This window comes from Paenibacillus sp. J31R120, assembly GCF_056269225.1.
In genome coordinates this window covers 1,307,370-1,326,589 of record NZ_JBWDNN010000002.1, presented here as the reverse complement: position 1 = coordinate 1,326,589, position 19,220 = coordinate 1,307,370, and the positions used below count along the sequence as shown (strand labels likewise).

At 52.1% G+C, this 19,220-nt stretch carries 22 protein-coding genes and 5 tRNA genes; 8 read left to right on the top strand and 19 right to left on the bottom strand.

Translation table 11 applies throughout. The annotated features are described in order from the left end of the window. The coding region (locus AC0YNW_RS12225; RefSeq protein ID WP_475832168.1) for a collagen-like domain-containing protein at nucleotides 1–1,933 on the top strand (1,933 nt) is incomplete at its 5' end. Between the two features lie 413 nt (nucleotides 1,934–2,346). Then, on the top strand, nucleotides 2,347–2,877 hold the full coding sequence (locus AC0YNW_RS12220) for an acetylglutamate kinase (RefSeq protein ID WP_475832167.1): 531 nt from the start codon (nucleotides 2,347–2,349) through the stop codon (nucleotides 2,875–2,877). Nucleotides 2,878–3,235: 358 nt separating this feature from the next. On the opposite strand, the gene AC0YNW_RS12215 is transcribed toward AC0YNW_RS12220, so the two are convergent. From AC0YNW_RS12215 to AC0YNW_RS12185, 7 genes are all read right to left on the bottom strand, one after another. Continuing rightward, a complete protein-coding gene (locus AC0YNW_RS12215; RefSeq protein WP_475832166.1) occupies nucleotides 3,236–3,817 on the bottom strand; it encodes a GNAT family N-acetyltransferase in 582 nt (193 codons plus the stop codon). A gap of 347 nt (nucleotides 3,818–4,164) precedes the next feature. Next, a tRNA-Leu gene (locus AC0YNW_RS12210) sits at nucleotides 4,165–4,247 on the bottom strand. 58 nt (nucleotides 4,248–4,305) lie between these two features. Then, nucleotides 4,306–4,381: transfer RNA gene (locus AC0YNW_RS12205), tRNA-Lys, on the bottom strand. A 45-nt stretch (nucleotides 4,382–4,426) separates the two neighbouring features. Beyond that, nucleotides 4,427–4,501 (bottom strand) — tRNA-Glu (locus AC0YNW_RS12200). A gap of 167 nt (nucleotides 4,502–4,668) precedes the next feature. After that, a tRNA-Ser gene (locus AC0YNW_RS12195) sits at nucleotides 4,669–4,759 on the bottom strand. Nucleotides 4,760–4,765: 6 nt separating this feature from the next. Continuing rightward, nucleotides 4,766–4,841, bottom strand: a tRNA-Asn gene (locus AC0YNW_RS12190). 26 nt (nucleotides 4,842–4,867) lie between these two features. After that, entirely contained in the window at nucleotides 4,868–5,347 is a 480-nt protein-coding gene (locus tag AC0YNW_RS12185; protein WP_475832165.1) for a SprT family protein, read from the bottom strand. A gap of 117 nt (nucleotides 5,348–5,464) precedes the next feature. Here AC0YNW_RS12185 and AC0YNW_RS12180 point away from each other — a divergent pair, with 117 nt between their 5' ends. Both AC0YNW_RS12180 and cmpA read left to right on the top strand, forming a co-directional pair. Further along, a complete protein-coding gene (locus AC0YNW_RS12180) occupies nucleotides 5,465–5,827 on the top strand; it encodes a hydrolase/acyltransferase (protein ID WP_475832164.1) in 363 nt (120 codons plus the stop codon). An 82-nt stretch (nucleotides 5,828–5,909) separates the two neighbouring features. Further along, complete coding sequence (cmpA, locus tag AC0YNW_RS12175) at nucleotides 5,910–6,053, top strand: cortex morphogenetic protein CmpA (protein WP_387469076.1); 144 nt, start codon at nucleotides 5,910–5,912, stop codon at nucleotides 6,051–6,053. A gap of 140 nt (nucleotides 6,054–6,193) precedes the next feature. Here cmpA and AC0YNW_RS12170 read toward each other — a convergent pair whose 3' ends face one another. Beyond that, the gene (locus AC0YNW_RS12170) at nucleotides 6,194–6,847 is read right to left on the bottom strand and encodes a nitroreductase family protein (protein WP_387469078.1); all 654 of its coding nucleotides are present in this window, start codon (nucleotides 6,845–6,847) and stop codon (nucleotides 6,194–6,196) included. A gap of 233 nt (nucleotides 6,848–7,080) precedes the next feature. On the opposite strand from AC0YNW_RS12170, the gene AC0YNW_RS12165 reads away from it, so the two are divergent. Continuing rightward, nucleotides 7,081–7,638: a GNAT family N-acetyltransferase gene (locus tag AC0YNW_RS12165; RefSeq protein ID WP_475832163.1), complete on the top strand. Its 558-nt coding sequence runs from the start codon at nucleotides 7,081–7,083 to the stop codon at nucleotides 7,636–7,638. Between the two features lie 89 nt (nucleotides 7,639–7,727). Here the strand turns inward: AC0YNW_RS12165 and AC0YNW_RS12160 are convergent, their stop codons facing one another. The 4 genes from AC0YNW_RS12160 to AC0YNW_RS12145 form a co-directional block, all read right to left on the bottom strand. Next, entirely contained in the window at nucleotides 7,728–9,974 is a 2,247-nt protein-coding gene (locus AC0YNW_RS12160) for a Tex family protein (RefSeq protein WP_475832162.1), read from the bottom strand. An 87-nt stretch (nucleotides 9,975–10,061) separates the two neighbouring features. Continuing rightward, nucleotides 10,062–10,706 carry an MBL fold metallo-hydrolase gene (locus AC0YNW_RS12155; RefSeq protein ID WP_475832161.1) on the bottom strand — a complete coding sequence of 215 codons (645 nt, stop codon included), beginning with the start codon at nucleotides 10,704–10,706 and terminating at the stop codon, nucleotides 10,062–10,064. 3 nt (nucleotides 10,707–10,709) lie between these two features. Beyond that, nucleotides 10,710–11,276, bottom strand: a complete 567-nt coding sequence (locus tag AC0YNW_RS12150; protein WP_475832160.1) for a thioredoxin family protein — start codon at nucleotides 11,274–11,276, stop codon at nucleotides 10,710–10,712. Nucleotides 11,277–11,333: 57 nt separating this feature from the next. Continuing rightward, the gene (locus AC0YNW_RS12145) at nucleotides 11,334–11,942 is read right to left on the bottom strand and encodes a DedA family protein (protein ID WP_119800626.1); all 609 of its coding nucleotides are present in this window, start codon (nucleotides 11,940–11,942) and stop codon (nucleotides 11,334–11,336) included. A 196-nt stretch (nucleotides 11,943–12,138) separates the two neighbouring features. On the opposite strand from AC0YNW_RS12145, the gene AC0YNW_RS12140 reads away from it, so the two are divergent. Continuing rightward, complete coding sequence (locus AC0YNW_RS12140) at nucleotides 12,139–12,450, top strand: dehydrogenase (protein ID WP_475832159.1); 312 nt, start codon at nucleotides 12,139–12,141, stop codon at nucleotides 12,448–12,450. A 72-nt stretch (nucleotides 12,451–12,522) separates the two neighbouring features. Here AC0YNW_RS12140 and AC0YNW_RS12135 read toward each other — a convergent pair whose 3' ends face one another. The 3 genes from AC0YNW_RS12135 to cls form a co-directional block, all read right to left on the bottom strand. Then, on the bottom strand, nucleotides 12,523–12,708 hold the full coding sequence (locus tag AC0YNW_RS12135) for an H-type small acid-soluble spore protein (RefSeq protein ID WP_387469092.1): 186 nt from the start codon (nucleotides 12,706–12,708) through the stop codon (nucleotides 12,523–12,525). Beyond that, the gene (locus AC0YNW_RS12130; protein WP_387469094.1) at nucleotides 12,708–12,890 is read right to left on the bottom strand and encodes a hypothetical protein; all 183 of its coding nucleotides are present in this window, start codon (nucleotides 12,888–12,890) and stop codon (nucleotides 12,708–12,710) included. Before AC0YNW_RS12130 ends, AC0YNW_RS12135 begins: the two co-directional genes overlap by 1 nt. An 81-nt stretch (nucleotides 12,891–12,971) precedes the next feature. Then, a complete protein-coding gene (gene cls / locus AC0YNW_RS12125) occupies nucleotides 12,972–14,390 on the bottom strand; it encodes a cardiolipin synthase (protein WP_475832158.1) in 1,419 nt (472 codons plus the stop codon). Nucleotides 14,391–14,691: 301 nt separating this feature from the next. Here cls and AC0YNW_RS12120 point away from each other — a divergent pair, with 301 nt between their 5' ends. Then, nucleotides 14,692–15,738: a M23 family metallopeptidase gene (locus tag AC0YNW_RS12120; protein WP_387469099.1), complete on the top strand. Its 1,047-nt coding sequence runs from the start codon at nucleotides 14,692–14,694 to the stop codon at nucleotides 15,736–15,738. Nucleotides 15,739–15,785: 47 nt separating this feature from the next. After that, nucleotides 15,786–16,217, top strand: a complete 432-nt coding sequence (locus tag AC0YNW_RS12115) for a bactofilin family protein (protein ID WP_475832157.1) — start codon at nucleotides 15,786–15,788, stop codon at nucleotides 16,215–16,217. A gap of 93 nt (nucleotides 16,218–16,310) precedes the next feature. Here the strand turns inward: AC0YNW_RS12115 and AC0YNW_RS12110 are convergent, their stop codons facing one another. The 4 genes from AC0YNW_RS12110 to AC0YNW_RS12095 all read right to left on the bottom strand — a co-directional run bounded on the left by AC0YNW_RS12110 (nucleotide 16,311) and on the right by AC0YNW_RS12095 (nucleotide 19,187). Then, entirely contained in the window at nucleotides 16,311–17,102 is a 792-nt protein-coding gene (locus AC0YNW_RS12110; protein WP_387469103.1) for an ABC transporter permease, read from the bottom strand. Then, nucleotides 17,095–18,015 (bottom strand): ABC transporter ATP-binding protein, encoded by a 921-nt coding sequence (locus AC0YNW_RS12105; RefSeq protein WP_475832156.1) that lies wholly within the window; start codon nucleotides 18,013–18,015, stop codon nucleotides 17,095–17,097. The genes AC0YNW_RS12110 and AC0YNW_RS12105 overlap by 8 nt, the downstream gene beginning before the upstream one ends. Before the next feature lie 113 nt (nucleotides 18,016–18,128). Further along, on the bottom strand, nucleotides 18,129–18,959 hold the full coding sequence (locus AC0YNW_RS12100; protein ID WP_475832155.1) for a sugar phosphate nucleotidyltransferase: 831 nt from the start codon (nucleotides 18,957–18,959) through the stop codon (nucleotides 18,129–18,131). A gap of 96 nt (nucleotides 18,960–19,055) precedes the next feature. Next, the gene (locus AC0YNW_RS12095; RefSeq protein ID WP_475832220.1) at nucleotides 19,056–19,187 is read right to left on the bottom strand and encodes a TetR family transcriptional regulator; all 132 of its coding nucleotides are present in this window, start codon (nucleotides 19,185–19,187) and stop codon (nucleotides 19,056–19,058) included. Nucleotides 19,188–19,220: the final 33 nt, after the last annotated feature.

Genomic DNA, 19,220 nt, shown 5'->3' with positions numbered 1-19,220 from the left:
CTCTACAGGACCGACTGGTCTGACTGGCGCGACTGGGCCAACAGGGCTGACTGGCTCCACAGGACCGACCGGTCTGACTGGCGCGACTGGACCAACAGGGCCCTCTGGCTCTACAGGACCGACTGGTCTGACTGGCGCGACTGGGCCAACAGGGCTGACTGGCTCCACAGGACCGACCGGTCTGACTGGCGCGACTGGACCAACAGGGCCCTCTGGCTCCACAGGACCAACTGGAGCTACAGGTGCAACAGGAGTTGATGGCGCTACTGGTCCCGCTGGACCAACTGGCCCGACTGGCGCCGATGGGGCGACGGGTCCCGCTGGACCAACTGGAACTACTGGCATAGATGGCGCTACCGGTCCCGCCGGTTCGACTGGAGCGACTGGTCCCGCTGGACCAACTGGCGCAGATGGGGCTACTGGTCCCGCTGGATCAACTGGCCCAACTGGCGCAGATGGGGCTACTGGTCCCGCTGGATCAACTGGCCCAACTGGCGCAGATGGGGCTACTGGTCCCGCTGGACCAACTGGCGCCGATGGCGCTACCGGTCCCGTCGGGTCAACTGGCCCGACTGGCGCAGATGGAGTGACTGGTCCCGCTGGATCAACTGGCCCGACTGGTGCCGATGGAGCGACTGGCGCAGATGGCGCGACTGGTGCCGATGGCGCTACTGGTCCCGCCGGATCTACTGGCCCGACTGGAGCAGATGGCGCTACTGGTGCCGCGGGAGCGACTGGCCCAACTGGCGCCGATGGGGCTACTGGTCCCGCTGGATCAACTGGCCCGACTGGCGCCGATGGAGCGACTGGTCCCGCCGGAGCGACTGGGGCAACAGGTACTGATGGCGCTACTGGTCCCGCCGGATCTACTGGCCCGACTGGAGCAGATGGCGCTACTGGTGCCGCGGGAGCGACTGGCCCAACTGGCGCAGATGGGGCTACTGGTCCCGCTGGATCAACTGGCCCGACTGGTGCCGCGGGAGCGACTGGCCCAACTGGCGCCGATGGGGCTACTGGTCCCGCTGGATCAACTGGCCCGACTGGCGCCGATGGGGCTACTGGTGCCGATGGGGCTACTGGCGCGGATGGCGCGACTGGTCCCGCCGGATCTACTGGCCCGACTGGAGCGGATGGCGCGACTGGTGCCGTGGGAGCGACTGGCCCAACTGGCGCCGATGGGGCTACTGGCGCCGATGGAGCGACTGGCGCGGATGGCGCGACTGGCGCGGATGGCGCGACTGGTCCCGCTGGATCTACTGGCCCGACTGGTGCTGATGGGGCTACTGGTACCGATGGGGCTACTGGTCCCGCTGGATCAACTGGCCCGACTGGTCCCGCTGGTCCGACTGGCGCCGATGGCGCTACTGGTCCCGCCGGAGCGACTGGCGCGGATGGTGCTACTGGTCCCGCCGGATCTACTGGCCCAACTGGCGCCGATGGAGCGACTGGTCCCGCCGGAGCGACTGGGGCAACAGGTACTGATGGCGCTACTGGACCCACCGGGCCAACAGGTCCTGGAGGAATTGCGGAGTATGGGTATATTTATAATCTGGATGCTCAAGTTGTTGCGTTAGAGGCCCCCATCCTTTTTAGTACAACCGGTATAACGACTCCTGGAATTACTCATACACCTGGTACTTCTAACATTAACATTACGACTGCAGGAGATTATGAAGTTACTTTCTCAGTTTCAGGTGTAGAACCAAATCAGTTCACGTTATTTTTAAACGGTGCTCCTGTCACGAATACGGTTTACGGTTCTGGCGCAGGTACGCAGCAGAATAACGGCCAGGCGATAATTGCTATAGCGGCAGGAGATACGCTGACGCTGCACAATCATACTTCCGCTGCAGCGGTAACTCTTCAAACACTAGCAGGCGGAACAGTAACAAATGTTAATGCCTCAATTGTTCTCAAAAAATTAGATGTATAATTTCAGGTCAAAGAGGTTGTATAGATGAACTCATACACTCCACTAGATTGCCCTACTTTTTTAAGTGTAGGGCAATCTTTATCAAGTTTTGAAAAGCAGCGGTCATGCGTGCATGCTCCGTTGTTTTCTGATGCCTCCTTAATCGACAATTACGAAACTAATGGCGCTGTTTAGCATCTGCGAAGTTTTGCCCAATTATTTCTTATTGTTTAACGATCAACGACAACAAATTAAAGCTTAAGATGAGCGAATAAAATGAAAACCCGACATGAAGTGATGCACAGCATTAGCTCTTCGCCTATACACTAATGCTATATCGATTGAAGGAGAGTGCGATCGGAAGCATGTACGGATATTATCCGCTTCAATATTATTATTGTAGGCAAAGCCACTCACACACATGGACATCATCGATGGTTGAATTGGATCAAAAGGTTAGAACGTTGTGGGAGCAGCATATTTATTGGACCCGATTAACGATTAACAGCATCGTGGGCCGATTGCCGGACGAAGAGCTGACGACAGCGAGGCTCTTGCGCAATCCCAAAGATTTTGCCGCGCTCCTGGAGCCGCTTTACGGTGCAGCAACGGCTTCAAGATTTAACCAGTTGTTCACGGAACATCTCGCCATTGCAGCGGAGCTCGTTAAAGCGCTGCAAGCCGGCAATTCGGCTGCAGCAGAAGATGCGAATAGGCGCTGGTACGCCAATGCGGATACTCTGGCTCTATTTTTTAGCCAAATCAATCCTTACTGGTCCGAGCAAGAATGGAAGAGGATGCTCTATGAGCATCTGAAGCTGACTGCGGAAGAAGCGGCCACCCGGCTTGCCGGCGATTATGAGCAAAATATTGCGCTGAACGATCAGATCGAACCTCAAGCGCTGGGAATGGCCGACATGATGACACACGGAATTATCCGGCAGTTTCCTTCCGCCTTTCATTAAAGCAAAGATTCAAAAGCCGTGGGGCACTGTCCCTACGGCTTAAAAATATGTTCTAGTTTCATAAAATATCCATATTTATGAAGTATAGACGCCTGAAGTGGCATTCCCTCCCAGGAAAGGAGAGATGCCGAATGACATATACAACTGTGGAAGTCATCATGCTTGGTACTTTTCTTCTTGCATTGCTCAGCTACTTGAAACGAAAATAACTCGCCATTGGTTGACGGCCTGACGAGTCATTTTCTTCCACACCATTCGGAGGACATGCCGCCTCATAATGTCTTGAACAGAGAGCGATGACCTCGCTCTCTAATTTCTATTCTAAGCAGCGGTTTATCATTTTAGAAGTGAAAATTTTTTAACTTCCTGCTCTTTTTCCCGCTCCTGCGATACGCTCTCCACGACCATCAGCGATATATTCCCTCTCCAGGATGGAGTAATAATATTGATCGGTCCATTGTCCTCGCCAATACAGCTCTTCCTTGAACACCGCTTCCCTTGTCATGCCAATCCGCTCCATTAGCGCTGCGGAATGCGAATTTCTGGCGTTGCACATCCCCACTACTTTATGTGCATCAAGTTCTTCGAAACCAAATTTCAACAACAGCTTTGCTGCTTCGGTTCCAAAGCCCTGCCCAGTATACGGAGGAAGGATTGCAAAACCGATCTCCCAGCTCTTTCTGTATTCGTTATACCTCCATATTTGAGCCAGACCAATTGGCGTTCGGATATCGCCAGACACCAGGTACACGACAAAATCATGTTGGTCCTTGCAATCGCTATTGATCTTATCAAGATAAGCCTGACGCACAACCTCACGATCTGATTGCACCACTTCTTCATAATGCCAAAGCTCAGTGTTGCATTCGATATCACAAATAAAGTCCAAGTCATCTACAGTTAACCGGGATAACATCACCTTATCACCGCTTATATCCATATGCTCCACCTCATCCACATGTTAGCACATGGAGATGACTTGTTGTGGTCGTGAATAGCTATAATAAAGGTTTACATGTTTTCTTAGAAAAAAATCAAAAGAGCCCCTTATCTAAGAGGGCTCTAACGTTTCAGACTGTTTCAGTATTATTAATTTGAACATCAGGCTTAATCATTTCCTTGTTGACAAGTTTTTGAAGTAAGTTAATAATGGTAGCCAACGCTAGTAAAAACAGTCCTGTTATAAAACCAACCACTACAGATGAAATCGTAAAAACAAGTTTTGATTCATAGTATCAGATAAACAAATAGAAAAAAGCCCCTGCTTTCGCAAGGACTTTCGTTGTATGCGGTAGAGAGGACTCGAACCTCCACGGGTATACACCCACTACCCCCTCAAGATAGCGTGTCTGCCATTCCACCACTACCGCACATTTGAAATTGTACCTATCCCTTCATCGCCAGCTGTCTTCGAGGGAAGAAGAAAACTGGTGAGCCATGAAGGACTCGAACCTTCGACACCCTGATTAAAAGTCAGGTGCTCTACCAACTGAGCTAATGGCTCTCATGACGGAAACGAACTCATAAGAGCTGCTTCTTAGAGGATGGTTGGTGACCCGTAGGGGATTCGAACCCCTGTTACCTCCGTGAAAGGGAGGTGTCTTAACCCCTTGACCAACGGGCCATATGTTGCAAGTTTATTGCCTTCGCATTTTTGCGACAAGAACGATTATATCAACTTATCCTGCATAATGCAAGCACTTTTTTCAGATCATTCATGTCTCCGAACTTGAGACAAATAAAAAAGACCGATGCTCGGCCTCCTTACGCATGAGTCCTGAGAAAAAAATGTGGCGGAGAAGGAGGGATTCGAACCCTCGCACCACTTACGCAGTCTAACCCCTTAGCAGAGGGTCCCCTTGAGCCACTTGGGTACTTCTCCAGGAAATGGCTCCCCGAACAGGACTCGAACCTGTGACAACTCGATTAACAGTCGAGTGCTCTACCAACTGAGCTATCAGGGAATATTAAAGTGACTTCTAATAATTTATCATGGCCCGTCTTCCTTGTCAAGCAAAAACAGCTTTAATTTTCCCCTGCATTTACCACAAGCATAACGCGCAGGATCGACCTTCCGTTTCCGCAAATATTCCATTCCACAACGAACGCAGGTAAGCTTATATTTGAACGGCATTGCTTTTCTTGCCGATCGTTCCGGAAGCGAATTGCAATATCTGGAGCCCCCCACATGCGCAAGCAGCGTCTTGAAGTCGGCATCCCGATGGCGATAGCCCCGCTTCATTAGATGGAGATGATAATGGCACAGCTCATGCTTAATAATCTTCTCCGTCTCCTCCATGCCAAATGCTGCAAGCTGATGCGGACTAATCTCGATATGATGGGACCGGGTAAAGTACCGCCCCCCTGTTGCCTTCAGCCTTCCGTTAAATGTAGCCTGGTGCAGAAACGGCCTGCCGAATGATTCCAGCGATACCCGCTCCACCCACTGCTGCAAAGCTTGATTATCCATACTTAGCCTCCCCCAACTACTTGAATTTTAACGCGTGTATAAGCTACACTGTCAAGTAGGAATGATGATACGTTGCAAGAAATTGAGCAGCAAAACCGAGGGGAGAGCTACACCATCATGGCTACCATGCGTTATGTATTAATGAAAGAAAAGGATACCCTGTCCTTCGTCGAGATGCCGGCATCTCACGCGTACCAGCTAAGTGCGCTGAATCTGCGTCTCCATAAAGAAATCGATAAATTGACTGCAGACCGCGTGCCAAGCCTGCCGTATGCGGTTGCTGAGTGCGACAATATCGATCTGCATGACGCTTCTATCTCCATCATTGGAGGCCTTCAGTATATTAACGGTCTGGAGAAGGACTTTGCCGGCATTGAAGAAAAGTCGTATCCGCTTATCTCGCTTTTGACCGAAATTCGCGCACTTCAGGCTCAACTGGAGCAGTGGTACGAAGAATATGAGGAAGATCAGCTAGGCTAATTCGCTTGGACCTGCACGGACATTCGCCCTCCGCCATATGGTAATAGAACAACAGGTTAGGCCCGGAAGGAGGACGATGCGTATGCCGCAGTGGCTGTGCAACCAACTGATGCGCGCATTCCAGCAGAAGGACCGCCGGCAGATCAAGCTGCTGAACGATTGCTGGTATTTCTACCGCACCAAGCAAGCTCCGAAGGAACAGGACAGCGGTTCGGTCATGCAATGACAAACCCAATCCATACATCGGCTTCGCATCGTATCGCGTGCAGATGAGCCCCGCAGCTGCGGGCACACAAAACCCGGCCTCCTATCGGAGATGCCGGGTTTGTACGTTTTATAATGATTAGTTGTAACCACGTTTCTAGATTACATGCGGTTGAAAAACGCAACCTGCTCGATTGGCAGCCGTGTTGTCGGATGACCAGGCGCCGCTGCCTTGCCGATTGGCAGCATGAGCGTCGGCAGATAACGGCTGGATACGCCAAGCAGCTTGGCCGCCTCTTCGCGGTTGTAGCCGCCCATTGGCACGGTATCATAGCCCTTCGAACGAGCAGCCAGCATCAGCTGCATCGCAACCAGACCGGTGTCGAATACAGCAATCTCCTTCAAGCGTTCGGCAGGTATGGAGGAATACAGCTTGGTGGAGTTCTCGATCATTCGGTTTTTAATTTCCTCGGTCATGTATCCCGCATCGAATGCAGCCTCATAGATCGGACCAGCCAGCTTATACATCTCCAGGTCAGCCAAAATCAATACGATTGCCGAGGCTTCCCCCACTTGCTGCTGATTGTTCGCAATCGGAACCAGCTTTTGCTTAAGCTCCGGGTCCGTCACAACGAGAAAACGCCACGGCTGCATATTGGAGGACGACGGAGCCAACGTAGCTAACTTCAGCAGCTCAATAATTTCACTATCCGATATAACCGCGCTGCTGTCGTATTTGCGCACGGAACGGCGTCCCTGCAGCACCTCGAAGAACGAAGCATCCACCGCATTCTCCACTTTCACTTCTGTAGACATATTATTTCCTCCCCAAATCCTATTTTCTATATTTGTATAGTTAAACTGTAACTTTTTCTATCACAGTATAATTCGATATACATTCGTTTGTCAATTAACTTACTTGAAATTACTAATTGATTTATTCAATCAATTTGACGCATCAATAGACCATTGTAATAAACGCTTATAAGCAAGACATGCTTCTTCACTTATAGTATGGTGTAGGTAGTATGCACAAGGGAGGAAATGCCATGAACTGCTGGACAGGTAGAGCCGTCCGGTTACGTGCAATTATCGCGGAGGACTGGTCCCAATTCCACGACAATGATCAGGATACGGATAGCGCCCGGTCTTCCGACTCCATCTACTTCCCGAGATCCGAGGCAGGAACCCGGCAATGGACGGAGGAGACAGCGGCAAAGAGGGCATCCGGAGATTCCATTATGCTTGCGATAGAAAATCTGGATGGCGAGCTGGTCGGATGCATCAGCGCCCATAGCTGTGACAGCCGGAACGGGACATTCAAATACGGCGTCGCCATCTTCCGCGACCATTGGCGCAAGGGTTATGCTTCTGAGGCCGCTCTACTCCTGCTTCGCTACTTCTTCCATGAGCTTCGATATGAGAAAGCCGTTGCGAGCGTCTACGGCTTCAATGAAAGCTCTATAGGGATGCAAGAGCGGCTAGGCTTTACCCTGGAGGGCCGTCTGAGAAGCATGATCTTCACACAAGGCAAGCGGCATGACGAGCTCGTCTTCGGTCTGTTGAAGTCGGAATTCGATGCGACTCTCATCCCCTCGAATGAATAAAGCAAACCGTAGGCCCATAACAATAGGACAGCCAGAAGGCTGTCCTATTGTTATACTTTCATAGCCTATGATCTATACGAAGCGCTGATTCAGTCCGGCTTCTTCATCGTCAGGCTGACGCGTCCCTTTTTCAAGTCGACACTCAGTACCCATACTGTCACCGTATCGCCCACCGATACGACATCCATCGGGTGCTTAACGAACTTGTCGCTAAGCTGGGAAATATGGACAAGCCCGTCATTCTTAATGCCAATATCGACGAATGCGCCGAAATCAATAACGTTGCGCACAGTCCCATGAAGCTCCATGCCGGGAGACAAATCCTCGATTTGCAAAACATCCGTATGGAAGATCGGTGCTGGCAGCTCCTCGCGCGGATCTCGTCCTGGCTTCAGCAAGCTGTCTATAATGTCCCGCAGTGTCGGCACACCAACATTCAGCCTGGCGGCTATCTCTGCCGCATCGAGACCCAGCAGCCGCTCACGCGCTGCTTCTGATCCGATAGTGTCAGCCTTTAATTCCAGCTCGCGCAGCAGACGATCAACCACCTCGTAGGACTCAGGGTGAATCGGTGTGCGATCAAGCGCGTTCCCACCGTCGGGAATACGCAGGAAGCCGATACACTGCTCGTACGATTTGGCGCCGAGTCTCGGCACCTTCTGGAGCTGCTCCCGCTTCGCGAAACGTCCATTCTCCTCGCGGTACTTCACGATATTTTTCGCAAGCGTGGCATTGACTCCTGCTACATAGGAGAGCAGCGAAGCCGAAGCCGTATTCACATCAACGCCGACATGGTTAACCGCAGATTCCACAACGCCGCCAAGCGATTCATCCAGACGTTTCTGGCTGACGTCATGCTGGTACTGCCCGACACCGATCGCCTTCGGCTCGATCTTGACCAGCTCTGCCAGCGGGTCCTGCAGCCGTCTGGCGATAGACACGGCGCTGCGCTCCGCAACGTCCAGCTTCGGGAATTCTTCCTGGGCCAGCTTGGAAGCGGAATAGACGGATGCGCCCGCCTCATTGACGATAATATACTTCAGGCTGCCAGACTGCTTCCGGCTGCCAATCAAGGTTGCGATGAACTGCTCCGTCTCGCGGGATGCCGTTCCGTTGCCGATTACAATCAGCTCCACCTTATGCTTGTCAATCAAGCTGTTCACCAGCTTCTCTGCTTCGGCCACCTTGTTATTCGGCGGCGTTGGATAACATACCGCTACATCCAGCAGCTTGCCGATGTCATCGATAACCGCCAGCTTGCAGCCCGTCCGGAAAGCGGGATCGACACCCAGCACAACATGTCCGCGGACAGGCGGCTGCAACAGCAGGTTGCGCAGGTTCTCCGAGAAGATCGTAATGGCGTGCTCCTCGGCCTTCTCTGTCAATTCACCGCGCACCTCACGTTCAATCGATGGTGCAATCAGACGCTTATAGGCATCCTCGATTAAAGTCTCCAATACTTCGCCTACTGCAGGAGCAGTCCCGTTTCTGAGCAGCTTCCGCTTGATATGCTCATGTATGCGGTCGGCAGGCGTATCGAAAGCTACGCGCAACACCTCTTCCCTCTCGCCGCGGTTGATAGCCAGTATCCGATGAGGAGGAAGCTTGCGAACCGGCTCCTGGTACTTATAATACATCTCGTATACGGATTCCGTATCTGCGTTTTTTGCTTCCGTACGCAACAGCGACTGGTCGAACGTGAACTTTCGAACCCATGACCGAATAGCCGCATCGTCCGCGATATTCTCCGCCAAGATGTCGCTGGCGCCTTGCAGGGCATCTTGTGCCGTCGGCACACCCTTTTCTTCACTCACATACCGCGCTGCTTCGGCTAGCGGATCACCTTGGCGGGGCTGCGACCACAGCCACAGTGCAAGCGGCTCCAGCCCCCGCTCCTTCGCCACACTGGCTCTCGTCTTCCGCTTCTGCCGATATGGCCTGTACAGATCTTCCACCTCTTGCAGCTTGGCTGAGCTCTGAATGGAAGCGTGCAGCGCATCCGTCAGCTTGCCTTGCTCATCAATGAGACGGATAACCTCACGCTTGCGTTCCTCCAGATTACGCATATACTGCAGCTTTTCTTCGATCGATCTGAGATCGTTTTCATCCAGTTCGCCGGTCATCTCCTTGCGGTAACGGGCGATGAATGGAATTGTATTTCCTTCGTCCAGCAGCGATACAGCTGACTTCACTTTCGTCAATGGAATAGACAACTGAGCCGCAATACCCGAGATGATGCGGGCGCTCTCCGCTTCCTTCTCCTCCGACGTAAGCTTCGTTTTGCCGCCCTGCTCCTCTATGGATTCGCCTGCCGGCCATTTTGTCGCGTCTGCCATCCTTCAGCACCATCCTTTGCTTCGATTCGGCAAGCCTTAAGAAGCATTCCCGAGGGGCCTTCACCGCCTTCAGAAATGCTTCCGTCGTTAAGCCGTATAGGGATTGTTCGCTTTCTCAAATCCGATCGTCGTTCTGCCGCCATGGCCCGGATAGACAATCGTCTCAGGGTCAAGCACGTACAGCTTGTTCCGGATGGAATCGTATAGATCCCGCTCCTTGCCGCCTGGCAGATCCGTTCTGCCAACGGATTGCCTGAAGAGCACGTCACCCGAGAACAAGTGCCCCCCGCACAGCAAGCTGACGCTTCCCGGCGAATGGCCTGGCGTGTGCATCACGCGGAAGGTATGGCCGATGAGCTCCAGCTTCTGCCCCTCATCCAGCGCATATTCCGCCGCATCGGTCGATAGCGGAGGCGTCACATCCTGCCAGCGCATCGATCCGTTCTTGCGTGGATCAGTCAGCCAGTCCGCCTCCAGATCATGAATATAGACCGGACAACCCGCCGCCTTCCTCACTTCGTCTACGCCGCCCATATGATCGAAATGTGCATGCGTAAGCACGATCGCTTCGATCTTTATCCCCTGAATGCGCTCCAGCAGTCGTCTGGGATTCATGCCGGGATCAATAATAAACCCCCGTTCTCCTTCGCCGTCTTGAACGGTTAGGAGAAAAGCATTGGTCTGCAAGGGACCTAGCGTGAACGTCTCTACTTTGAATGTTGTCCCGCTCATCGCTTAGAACGACTCCAGCAATTCGCGCAGCTCTCTTACGACATCGGCCTGATAGCCCGGGCCTTCGCCATAACGACGCATAATTTCCTGACGGGTTACAGCCAGGTTGTCCTGGTAATCCGACGCTTCGCGATCCGGATTCGCCTTCTTGAATTCTACCATCGGCTCCTGCACATAAGACGGCCGAGGTCCCCATTGCCCAAGCACGGTACCGCCGTTGTCCGCGAAGATCACGATCGGCACGGAACGGCCGCCCATCGTCAGGAATTGGTCCATCGTATCCAGATTTTCTTCCATAATGAGTACTTCGGTAGGAATTCCGCTGACTTCCAGCGCGCCGAATACAACAGGAATGTTGCGGACGACGTCGCCGCACCAGTCTGCCATCAGAATAAGACATCTCAGATTATCGCGGTTATTCAGCGATTCGAAGAATTGACGGTCTTCATTAGAAGTCCAGTTGAACTGCTCCATCCAGCCGATGAAGGCTTCCTTGTTCTTGGTCATGCCATCCACGAATTGCTGCGGGCTAATGCCTGTTCCCAGCTTGTCTGCCACGCTTTTACTCATATGTATCCCTCTTTCTTTATCTTGTGTAGATGAAGGTTGTCATTTGTACTATTATACTTAAAACTTGCGTGCTCTGCGAATATACAAGATCAATACAATAATGGCTACCAGCGCAATTAACGCATAAGCAATATTGGAGTATACATCCATAAAATGAACGATCTCGGTCCAGTTGTCACCAACAGCCGCGCCTACGGTAACAAGGATCGTATTCCAGATCAACGTTCCGATCGTGGTGAAGAACAGGAATGGCATAATCTTCATGCCCGACATGCCGGCCGGCAAAGAGATGAGACTGCGGATAAGCGGAATCATTCGGCATATGAATACAGCCCAGTAACCGTACTTGTCGAACCAGGCGTCTGCCTTGCGGATATCTTCCTTCTTTACGCGCAAGAAGCGGCCCCAGCGGTCCACAATTTTCTCCAGGCGTTCAACACCTAACAAACGGCCGATATAGAACAAAATAATAGCTCCGATCAAGGAACCCAGTGTAGCTACCACGATAACCCCAAGCGCGGTCAAGCTCGTATACGTGGTCATGAATCCGCCGAATGTAAGAATGACCTCAGAAGGAATCGGCGGGAACAGATTTTCCAGGGCAATCATCAGCAAGATGCCCCAGTAGCCGAACTGTTCCATGAAATCGGTAATCCAACTATCCATGCGATACCTCCATCTCTGATTTGCGGTCCAAGCATGCTGAATCGCCCTTCCTATTCTATCATACGCAGGCGGCGGCCTTCCACTCTGGAACCTGTCCTATCCTATGCGTTTTTAATGCCAATATGACTTCACTTGATAGGCCCGTGACCAACCATACCGGCGGCGCATACATTGGGAATGGAGAGGAGTCGTTCATATGAAGCCTAATGCGCAGAAGCATGCCTCAGCCTATCCGTCGGCTCGCAAAATCCGAAGGTCCTGCAGCAACGAGCTGTACCGCGCCGCCAAGCGACTTAAGGTATGGATTCCGAAGGACAAGATGGAGCAGGCGGAAACGATTTATGTCAAAAAGGTAGCCGCCAACCTGATATGGATATTCGAGAACCGGAGCAACCGCAAGGTACAGGCTGATTGGTGGGAGGACAACGTCAGCGCCGAAATCGCCGAGCTTTGGGAAGTGGATAGACTCAGACTATGCGAAGCATTCCGCGAAGCATACGGCGGTTAATCCGGATAACATGGAAAAGCCCGAGCAGAACAGCGGCACGCAGGCCGCTCACTCGGGCTTCACCTATTGTTTCTATTCTTTTGCTTCTTGCAGCCGATCTACGGATACGGTCTGCGTGTTAAGGGGATTGTTGCCTACCGTAACGGTCGCCATTCCATTTTGTTCATCCACATTTTCGATCCAGACGGAATCGCCCTCCAGATGAACGGCATGCGTGCCTTTGGATTCGTAAATTTGTTTGGCTCTTGCAGTATCCATTAGAGATCCTCCGGATTTTCCGCCATGGTGTCAGTGGTTGTCTCGGCAATCAAGCCGTTATGAATCGTAACCTGGCCTCCGCCCAATCCCTCGTTCACCATACGGTCTATATCCATGTCATACGCGTCCCGGCCTTCGAGATACGGTTCAGCGCTTTTCTCCGTGTCATGCTGATCGCTCATTGTGTTCGCCTCCTGGTTATGCTGGAATTATGATCTTCCTACGAAAAAAATATACCCCATTATGTCCCGGCTCATTCATCGTCAGAGCAGCGGGGACAGAATATGCATGATGGCTTCCGCCGCTTTCTGCCTGGCAGGCCGCTGAACGAAGGTCTTGAGGTCAATCTCCTCGCTATGCGCCAGGTCGTTCATAAAGTCATGCTCCAGCCTTCGGATCGGCTTCTCGTCGAACAGCAGGGCCAGCATCTCATAATTGCTGTACAAGCTCCGCATATCCAAATTCGCGGTGCCGACCGATGCCAGCTCGTCGTCTACAATCAGCACCTTGGAGTGGATAAAGCCCTTCTGGTATCGAAAGATGCGGACTCCTGCTTCCAGCATATCATGCACATACGATAATGAAGCCAGCAGCACGAGCTTGGAATCCGCAATTCCGGGGATGATCAGCTTCACATCCAGCCCTCTTCCAGCTGCGATTCGCAAGCTCATGGCGATGGCAGGATCAGGGATAAAATAAGGCGTGGCCGCGAAGATACGGCTTTGGGCTGAGGCCATCGCAGCGAATAAAGCGCCGACGACCTCTTGCTCATTCGTGCCAGGTTCACCGGGTACGATGAGCACCCGCTCCCCATCCGTAATCGTTGTCTCCGGCATATAGCGCTCAAGTCGCTCCAAGCGTTCCCCTTTGGCGAGCTGCCAATCCTGCATGAACGTCTCCTGCAAATAATGGACCGCGTCGCCCTGCACCTGGATATGCGTATCCCGCCAGAAGCCGAGCTTGGGATCAAGTCCGATATATTCATCACCTATATTAATCCCGCCGATAAAACCGATCCTGCCGTCGATGATGGCGATTTTCCGATGATTGCGATAGTTCAGCTTCCGATCAAGCAAGGTCCATCTTGGCGGGGCGAAGCATGCGTATGCTGCTCCCGCTTTATGCAGGGACTGGACATATCTGTCATCCAGCTTCATGCTGCCTATCCCATCATAGACAACCCGGACCTCAATGCCCTTGCGGGCTTTATCCGTCAGAATATCAAGAAATCTTCTCCCGATCCCATCATTGCGTATCGTATAGTAGTCCAAATGAATGTGATCCTTTGCCGACTCCATAGCATGCAGGATCGCTTCAAATGTAGCTTCTCCGTTCGACAAGATTTTCGTACGATTATGTCCCGTTACGGGATAGTCGACGAGTGCGCTCAGCGACTTCACCAATTGGCTGATCGCTCTCCCCTCATGACCAGTTGTCAATCGCGCTTGCGACAGCTCAGACCGCCTGCTCGCCGAACGAATTCCTGTTGAACGGATAACGCGCTCAGGCTTTCTTCTTCCAATTAGAAGATAGGCAGCGAAGCCGACGAACGGACATGCCATACAAATCAGCATCCAGGCTGTCAAATGCGCCTGACGCCTATGCTCCATCGTGAGCACGACTGCCAGTTGCGCCGTATAGAGCACAAGCAGCACGATAAGTCCCCACAGCCATCCTGCCACGCATGTCACCTCTTCTCCGCTCGCTCGTTCAAACGCCGATGCTTAGTTTAAGCCCCCTGCTTCCCATGTATGCAATTCAGGCAACATTTTGTCCTTTTTCAGGGTGGACAAGCATAATTCGGCATGAGCTTGATGATTTTGCCTCATCTTCCTCGCAACCATTTTTATCAGTAACCGCCTATGGATATCTAGTTATGCCAGTAGGTAGGAATAAGTTTTCTGGTATGTTTTATAGCTTCCAAGAATAAATAGTCATAGAACGTTCTGCACGACTATACTGCCGGCCGGAAGGAGTAAACCAGTGAAACGAGCGCGGAGGCCAACATGGTCATTTGTTGTGATGCGCGGCGCCGACAAGACAGTGAAGCAATTCTCCGTATCGAAGCGATCAGTCGTGGTCGCTCCCGTAGCCGCAGCGATTGCGGTGACTGGCGCCATTGCCGGTCTTCAACTGAAGGCCGCTTACGAACTGAGGCATCTGGAGGATCAGCTCTTCTCCCAGTCTGCACAATTCACACAAACGATTACCGGGATGGATCAGGTCATCGCCGGGAAGGATGAAGCGATCGTCTCCCTGCAGCAAGAGCTACTGGAGTTGTCGCGCCAAGCACAAGAGATGAAGACTAAAATGAACGAGCTTGATGAGCTCGAGAGCAAGCTTAAGCTGTTTATCGAGAAATACGGAGGCTCCGTTATCGATACCACCAGCGCTGAGCCGTCGGCAGGGTCAGGCAAGCCTGTCAGCGGAATGGTCCAGACGCTAGCCAATCGTTCCTCGGAGCGGCAGACGCCTTCGTACATCGCTTCACCCGGCAGCACGATGCAGATCGCCATGCTTGCGCAGCATACATCGCTAGACTTCCAGGCTTTGAGCGAAATGGTCGATGCCATGGAAGCATCCATGGAGCAGACGCTGATCAAAGCCCAGCACAAGAGGGCGACGGTTGATGCATATCCCTCCCTCTGGCCAGCCCGGTCCAAGCGGCTGACGTCGGGGTTCGGATACCGGAATGACCCTTTCACAGGCAGAACGACCTTCCACGCAGGCATTGATATTGACGGCGAGATTGGCGACGTTGTATTCAGCGCTGCCGATGGAACGGTGAGCGATACGGGGTATGATGCCAGACTGGGCAATTATATCGTCATTGACCATCTGGGAGAGCTTCAAACCGCCTATATGCACTTGAAGCGGATTGATGCCAAGGTCGGGGATGAGGTTGTCCGCGGTGAGAAGATCGGACTGATCGGCAACACCGGAAGAAGCACAGGCCCCCATCTTCATTTTCAAATTATGCAACGAAACGAGCCCGTCAACCCATTGAAATTTCTCGCGAAGCATAGCTGAGGACGGCCTCATAGTTCCAGATACCATGCTGAAGGAGGACTTCAACCATGTTCAAGGAGAATAAGCGCGCCATCGCGACCGATACGCTGATCGGGCAAGGCACGATAGCCGAGGGCAAGATTGTGAGTGAAGCCAATCTGCGGATCGAAGGCGAATACCGGGGCGATATCGAATGCAAGGGAGATGTTATTATCGGGGAATGCGGGGTGGCCCGCTCCAATATTATGGCGCAAGACGTGACGCTAGCAGGCAAGCTGTTCGGCGATATTGAGACCAAAGGCCGTCTCATTATTGCTGCATCCGGCCAGCTTGTCGGCAACGTCAAAGCCCATTCGCTCATTATTCAGGAAGGCGGCATGTTGAACGGCAGCTGCCATATGGAGCTGACCTCCGACAAGCATAAGCCTCTCTCCGAGCTCGAATCCCAAGCCAAGCAGGATAGCAAGAATGACAGGTCGAAGTCACGACAAGCCGGCTAATTCACTGTCCTGAACAGCGCAAAGCCGCGGCGCTCTACCCGCTAAGGGAAGAACGGCGCGGCTTGCTTTGTGCTGCGACTACTGGTTATACGATTAAGCTGCAACATCACGTTTGTTGAAGATATACCAGGTCAGCGCCATGAACAGCACGTAGTATACGCCTAGCACAGCCAGTGAAAATCCGAGCGTCATGCCGTTATTGGATACGTTGCCGCCTACATACTTGGTTAGATCCAGGTGGACGAACAAGATATAGTCAACCCACTTGTATTTCACAAACGCCAGCAGCTGCATCAAGTTATTGACTACGATTTCGATGAAGAGAGCCGTCGCGATTGCTAGAATGCTGCTGCGGAACACTGTAGAGAGCATAAAGGAAATCGTAACCGTCATTATCGTATTCAGAAACAACAGTCCAAAATATTTGAACATATATTCCACATTGGATACGCCGGTAACCTCGCTTAACCGATCTACCGTCCCGCTGCCGAATAGTCCAAAGAAAAGCCAATTGACAAGCAGCAAGCTTCCCAGAAACACAATAGCGAAGAACAATGCGAACAGCAGGCTGGATATGTATTTGGACAACAAAATTTTGGATCGGTTCCAAGGCCGAATCAAGAGCAGCTTGATCGTGCCCGAGGAGAATTCCTCAGCGACCGTACTCGATGCGGCAACGACCGCAAAGATCGTAATAATCCAGTAGATGAACATCGTCTCCGTAATGACGACTTCCCACATGGCGGTCTGACCTTTGTCCACCGAGAACCAAACGGCGGATATCGCAATGACGAGGCCGATTATGATGCCAAGCATGACGAGCAGACGTGGTCGTCTGAACATCTTCATGTTTTCATTGCGAATGAGATTCATGAAATCAACCAATGCCCTCGCCCCCCGTCATCTCCAAAAATTGATCCTCAAGCGACTTGATCTCCGCACGAATGCCGTATACCTTAATGCTGCTCTTAACGAAGAGTTCATTCACATGTGCCGCAAGTTCCTTGTCGCCTTCAACTGCAACCATGCCTGCTCCCTCGTTCTTGCCGATCAGGCCTGAAGCAGCCAGCACCTCCAAGGCATTCTCCGGGCGGTCCACCTCAAATAGGATTCGTACGCTCGTTGTACTTCTATCCGCTCCCTGAATGGAACGTACATCGATCAGCTTGCCATTCTGAATGATGGCAACCCGGTCGCACATCAGCTCCATCTCAGACAACAAATGACTGGATACGAAGACCGCGACGCCTTCCTGCCGCGCCATATTACGCAAGTAGTCACGAAGTTCGCGAATGCCCGCAGGATCTAGTCCGTTCGTCGGCTCATCCAGAATGAGCAGCTTCGGATTATGGAGAATCGCTTGCGCTACGCCAAGGCGCTGCCTCATGCCAAGCGAATACGTCTTTACTTTATCGTGAATACGGCTTTCCAGTCCGACGAGGGCTACAACCTCCCTCACCCGATGCGAAGTTATGCCCGGGATCATACGTGCAAAATGGATCAGGTTCTGATACCCCGTCATATATTTGTACATTTCCGGATTTTCGACGATTGCCCCTACATGCCGAATCGCCTTCTCAAACTGATTGCTGATACTATGTCCGTCGATAAGTATATCTCCTGATGTAATCGACATCAAACCAACCATCATTCGGATGGTCGTTGTTTTGCCTGCGCCATTCGGACCTAGAAATCCGAACACCTCGCCTGATGGCACATCAAGCGTCAGCTTGTCTATCAGCGTTCGGTTTCCAATTCTTTTTGTTACATCCTGCAAACGTACAATAGGCTGCCCCATCTATGTAATTCCCTCCTCCAATAGCCCGGCTTTTCGAAAAAAGCGAGCCAACTACCTCATTATATACGATTGGGGAAATCATTGGTAACCATTGTTCATTTATCTCTCATCATTCATGGCATCGCGATTCGTTCAGACAACGTGCGCCATGAATTCAGGTTTACCCAAAGCCCGTCATACTGGATTACGGCTTTGTCCACCGAAACATCGCATGCAAGTCCATCCTCCAAACTCAGCTTCGGAAGCATGAAGTACTGCTTATACAGCTCCTCATAATCAATCGGCAGTGCTGCTTCCGTAAGTCTACCCAGCAAAAAATCGAGCTGAAAGGCATACACACCGCTGTTCCATAGCGCTCCCGCCCTGACAAGCTCTTCGGCCTCCTGCTCTCCCGGCTTCTCGCAGCAGCTCTTTACTCTCCAATCATAGCTGCTGGATTCATCGCCAAGCCCGGTATGATCGGCGAGAATATAGCCATAGCGCGTACCGGGGTATTCCGCTGCCGTCCCCACCATCATCATAGGCGCTTCATTTTCCCTTAGAAGCTTGGGCAAGCTGCGAATGCAATGAAAGAAATCTCCGGACACATACATATCGACCGGCAGCATGACCATGGTCTCATTCGGAGATACCCCCGCTACAGAATAATAATAGGATGCCGCCAGCAAAGCGGCGGAGTAGCTTCCCCGCTGTGTCGGCTCCTCCAGCAACGGCACATGACGACCAAGCTGTCCCTTAATCCATCCGGCTTGTTCGATGCTTGTCGCGACGCTTGCGCTTTCCAGCAAATCAGCAGCCAGCAGCTGCCTCCATAATCGCTGAACCATCGATTCCGGCTCCCCTCCCGGACCGTCCAGGACGGGGAGATACTGCTTGGGCATATTGGTATCGGATAGCGGCCATACTCTTCTGCCGGGTCCGCCCGACAACATGACGATTTTCAATGCAACATCCTCCTCAGCGCCAAATTACGTACTATTATACTTGAGGCATCAAAGGAAGCATGTCGTTTCTTGGCATCGCTTGCAGACGGTACGGCTCTACTTTTGTCGATAAGGGGGCATCCGATCCTTAAGGCGAAGCAAACTGAGCCCTGCCTGTTCAGCAATATCGCTCATCTTCGTCGCAGTAATGCCCCTCAGCGTACATGTATCTCTAGCGGCATCGAGAATTCGCTGAAGCCTATCCTCGAGCTGTATTCATAA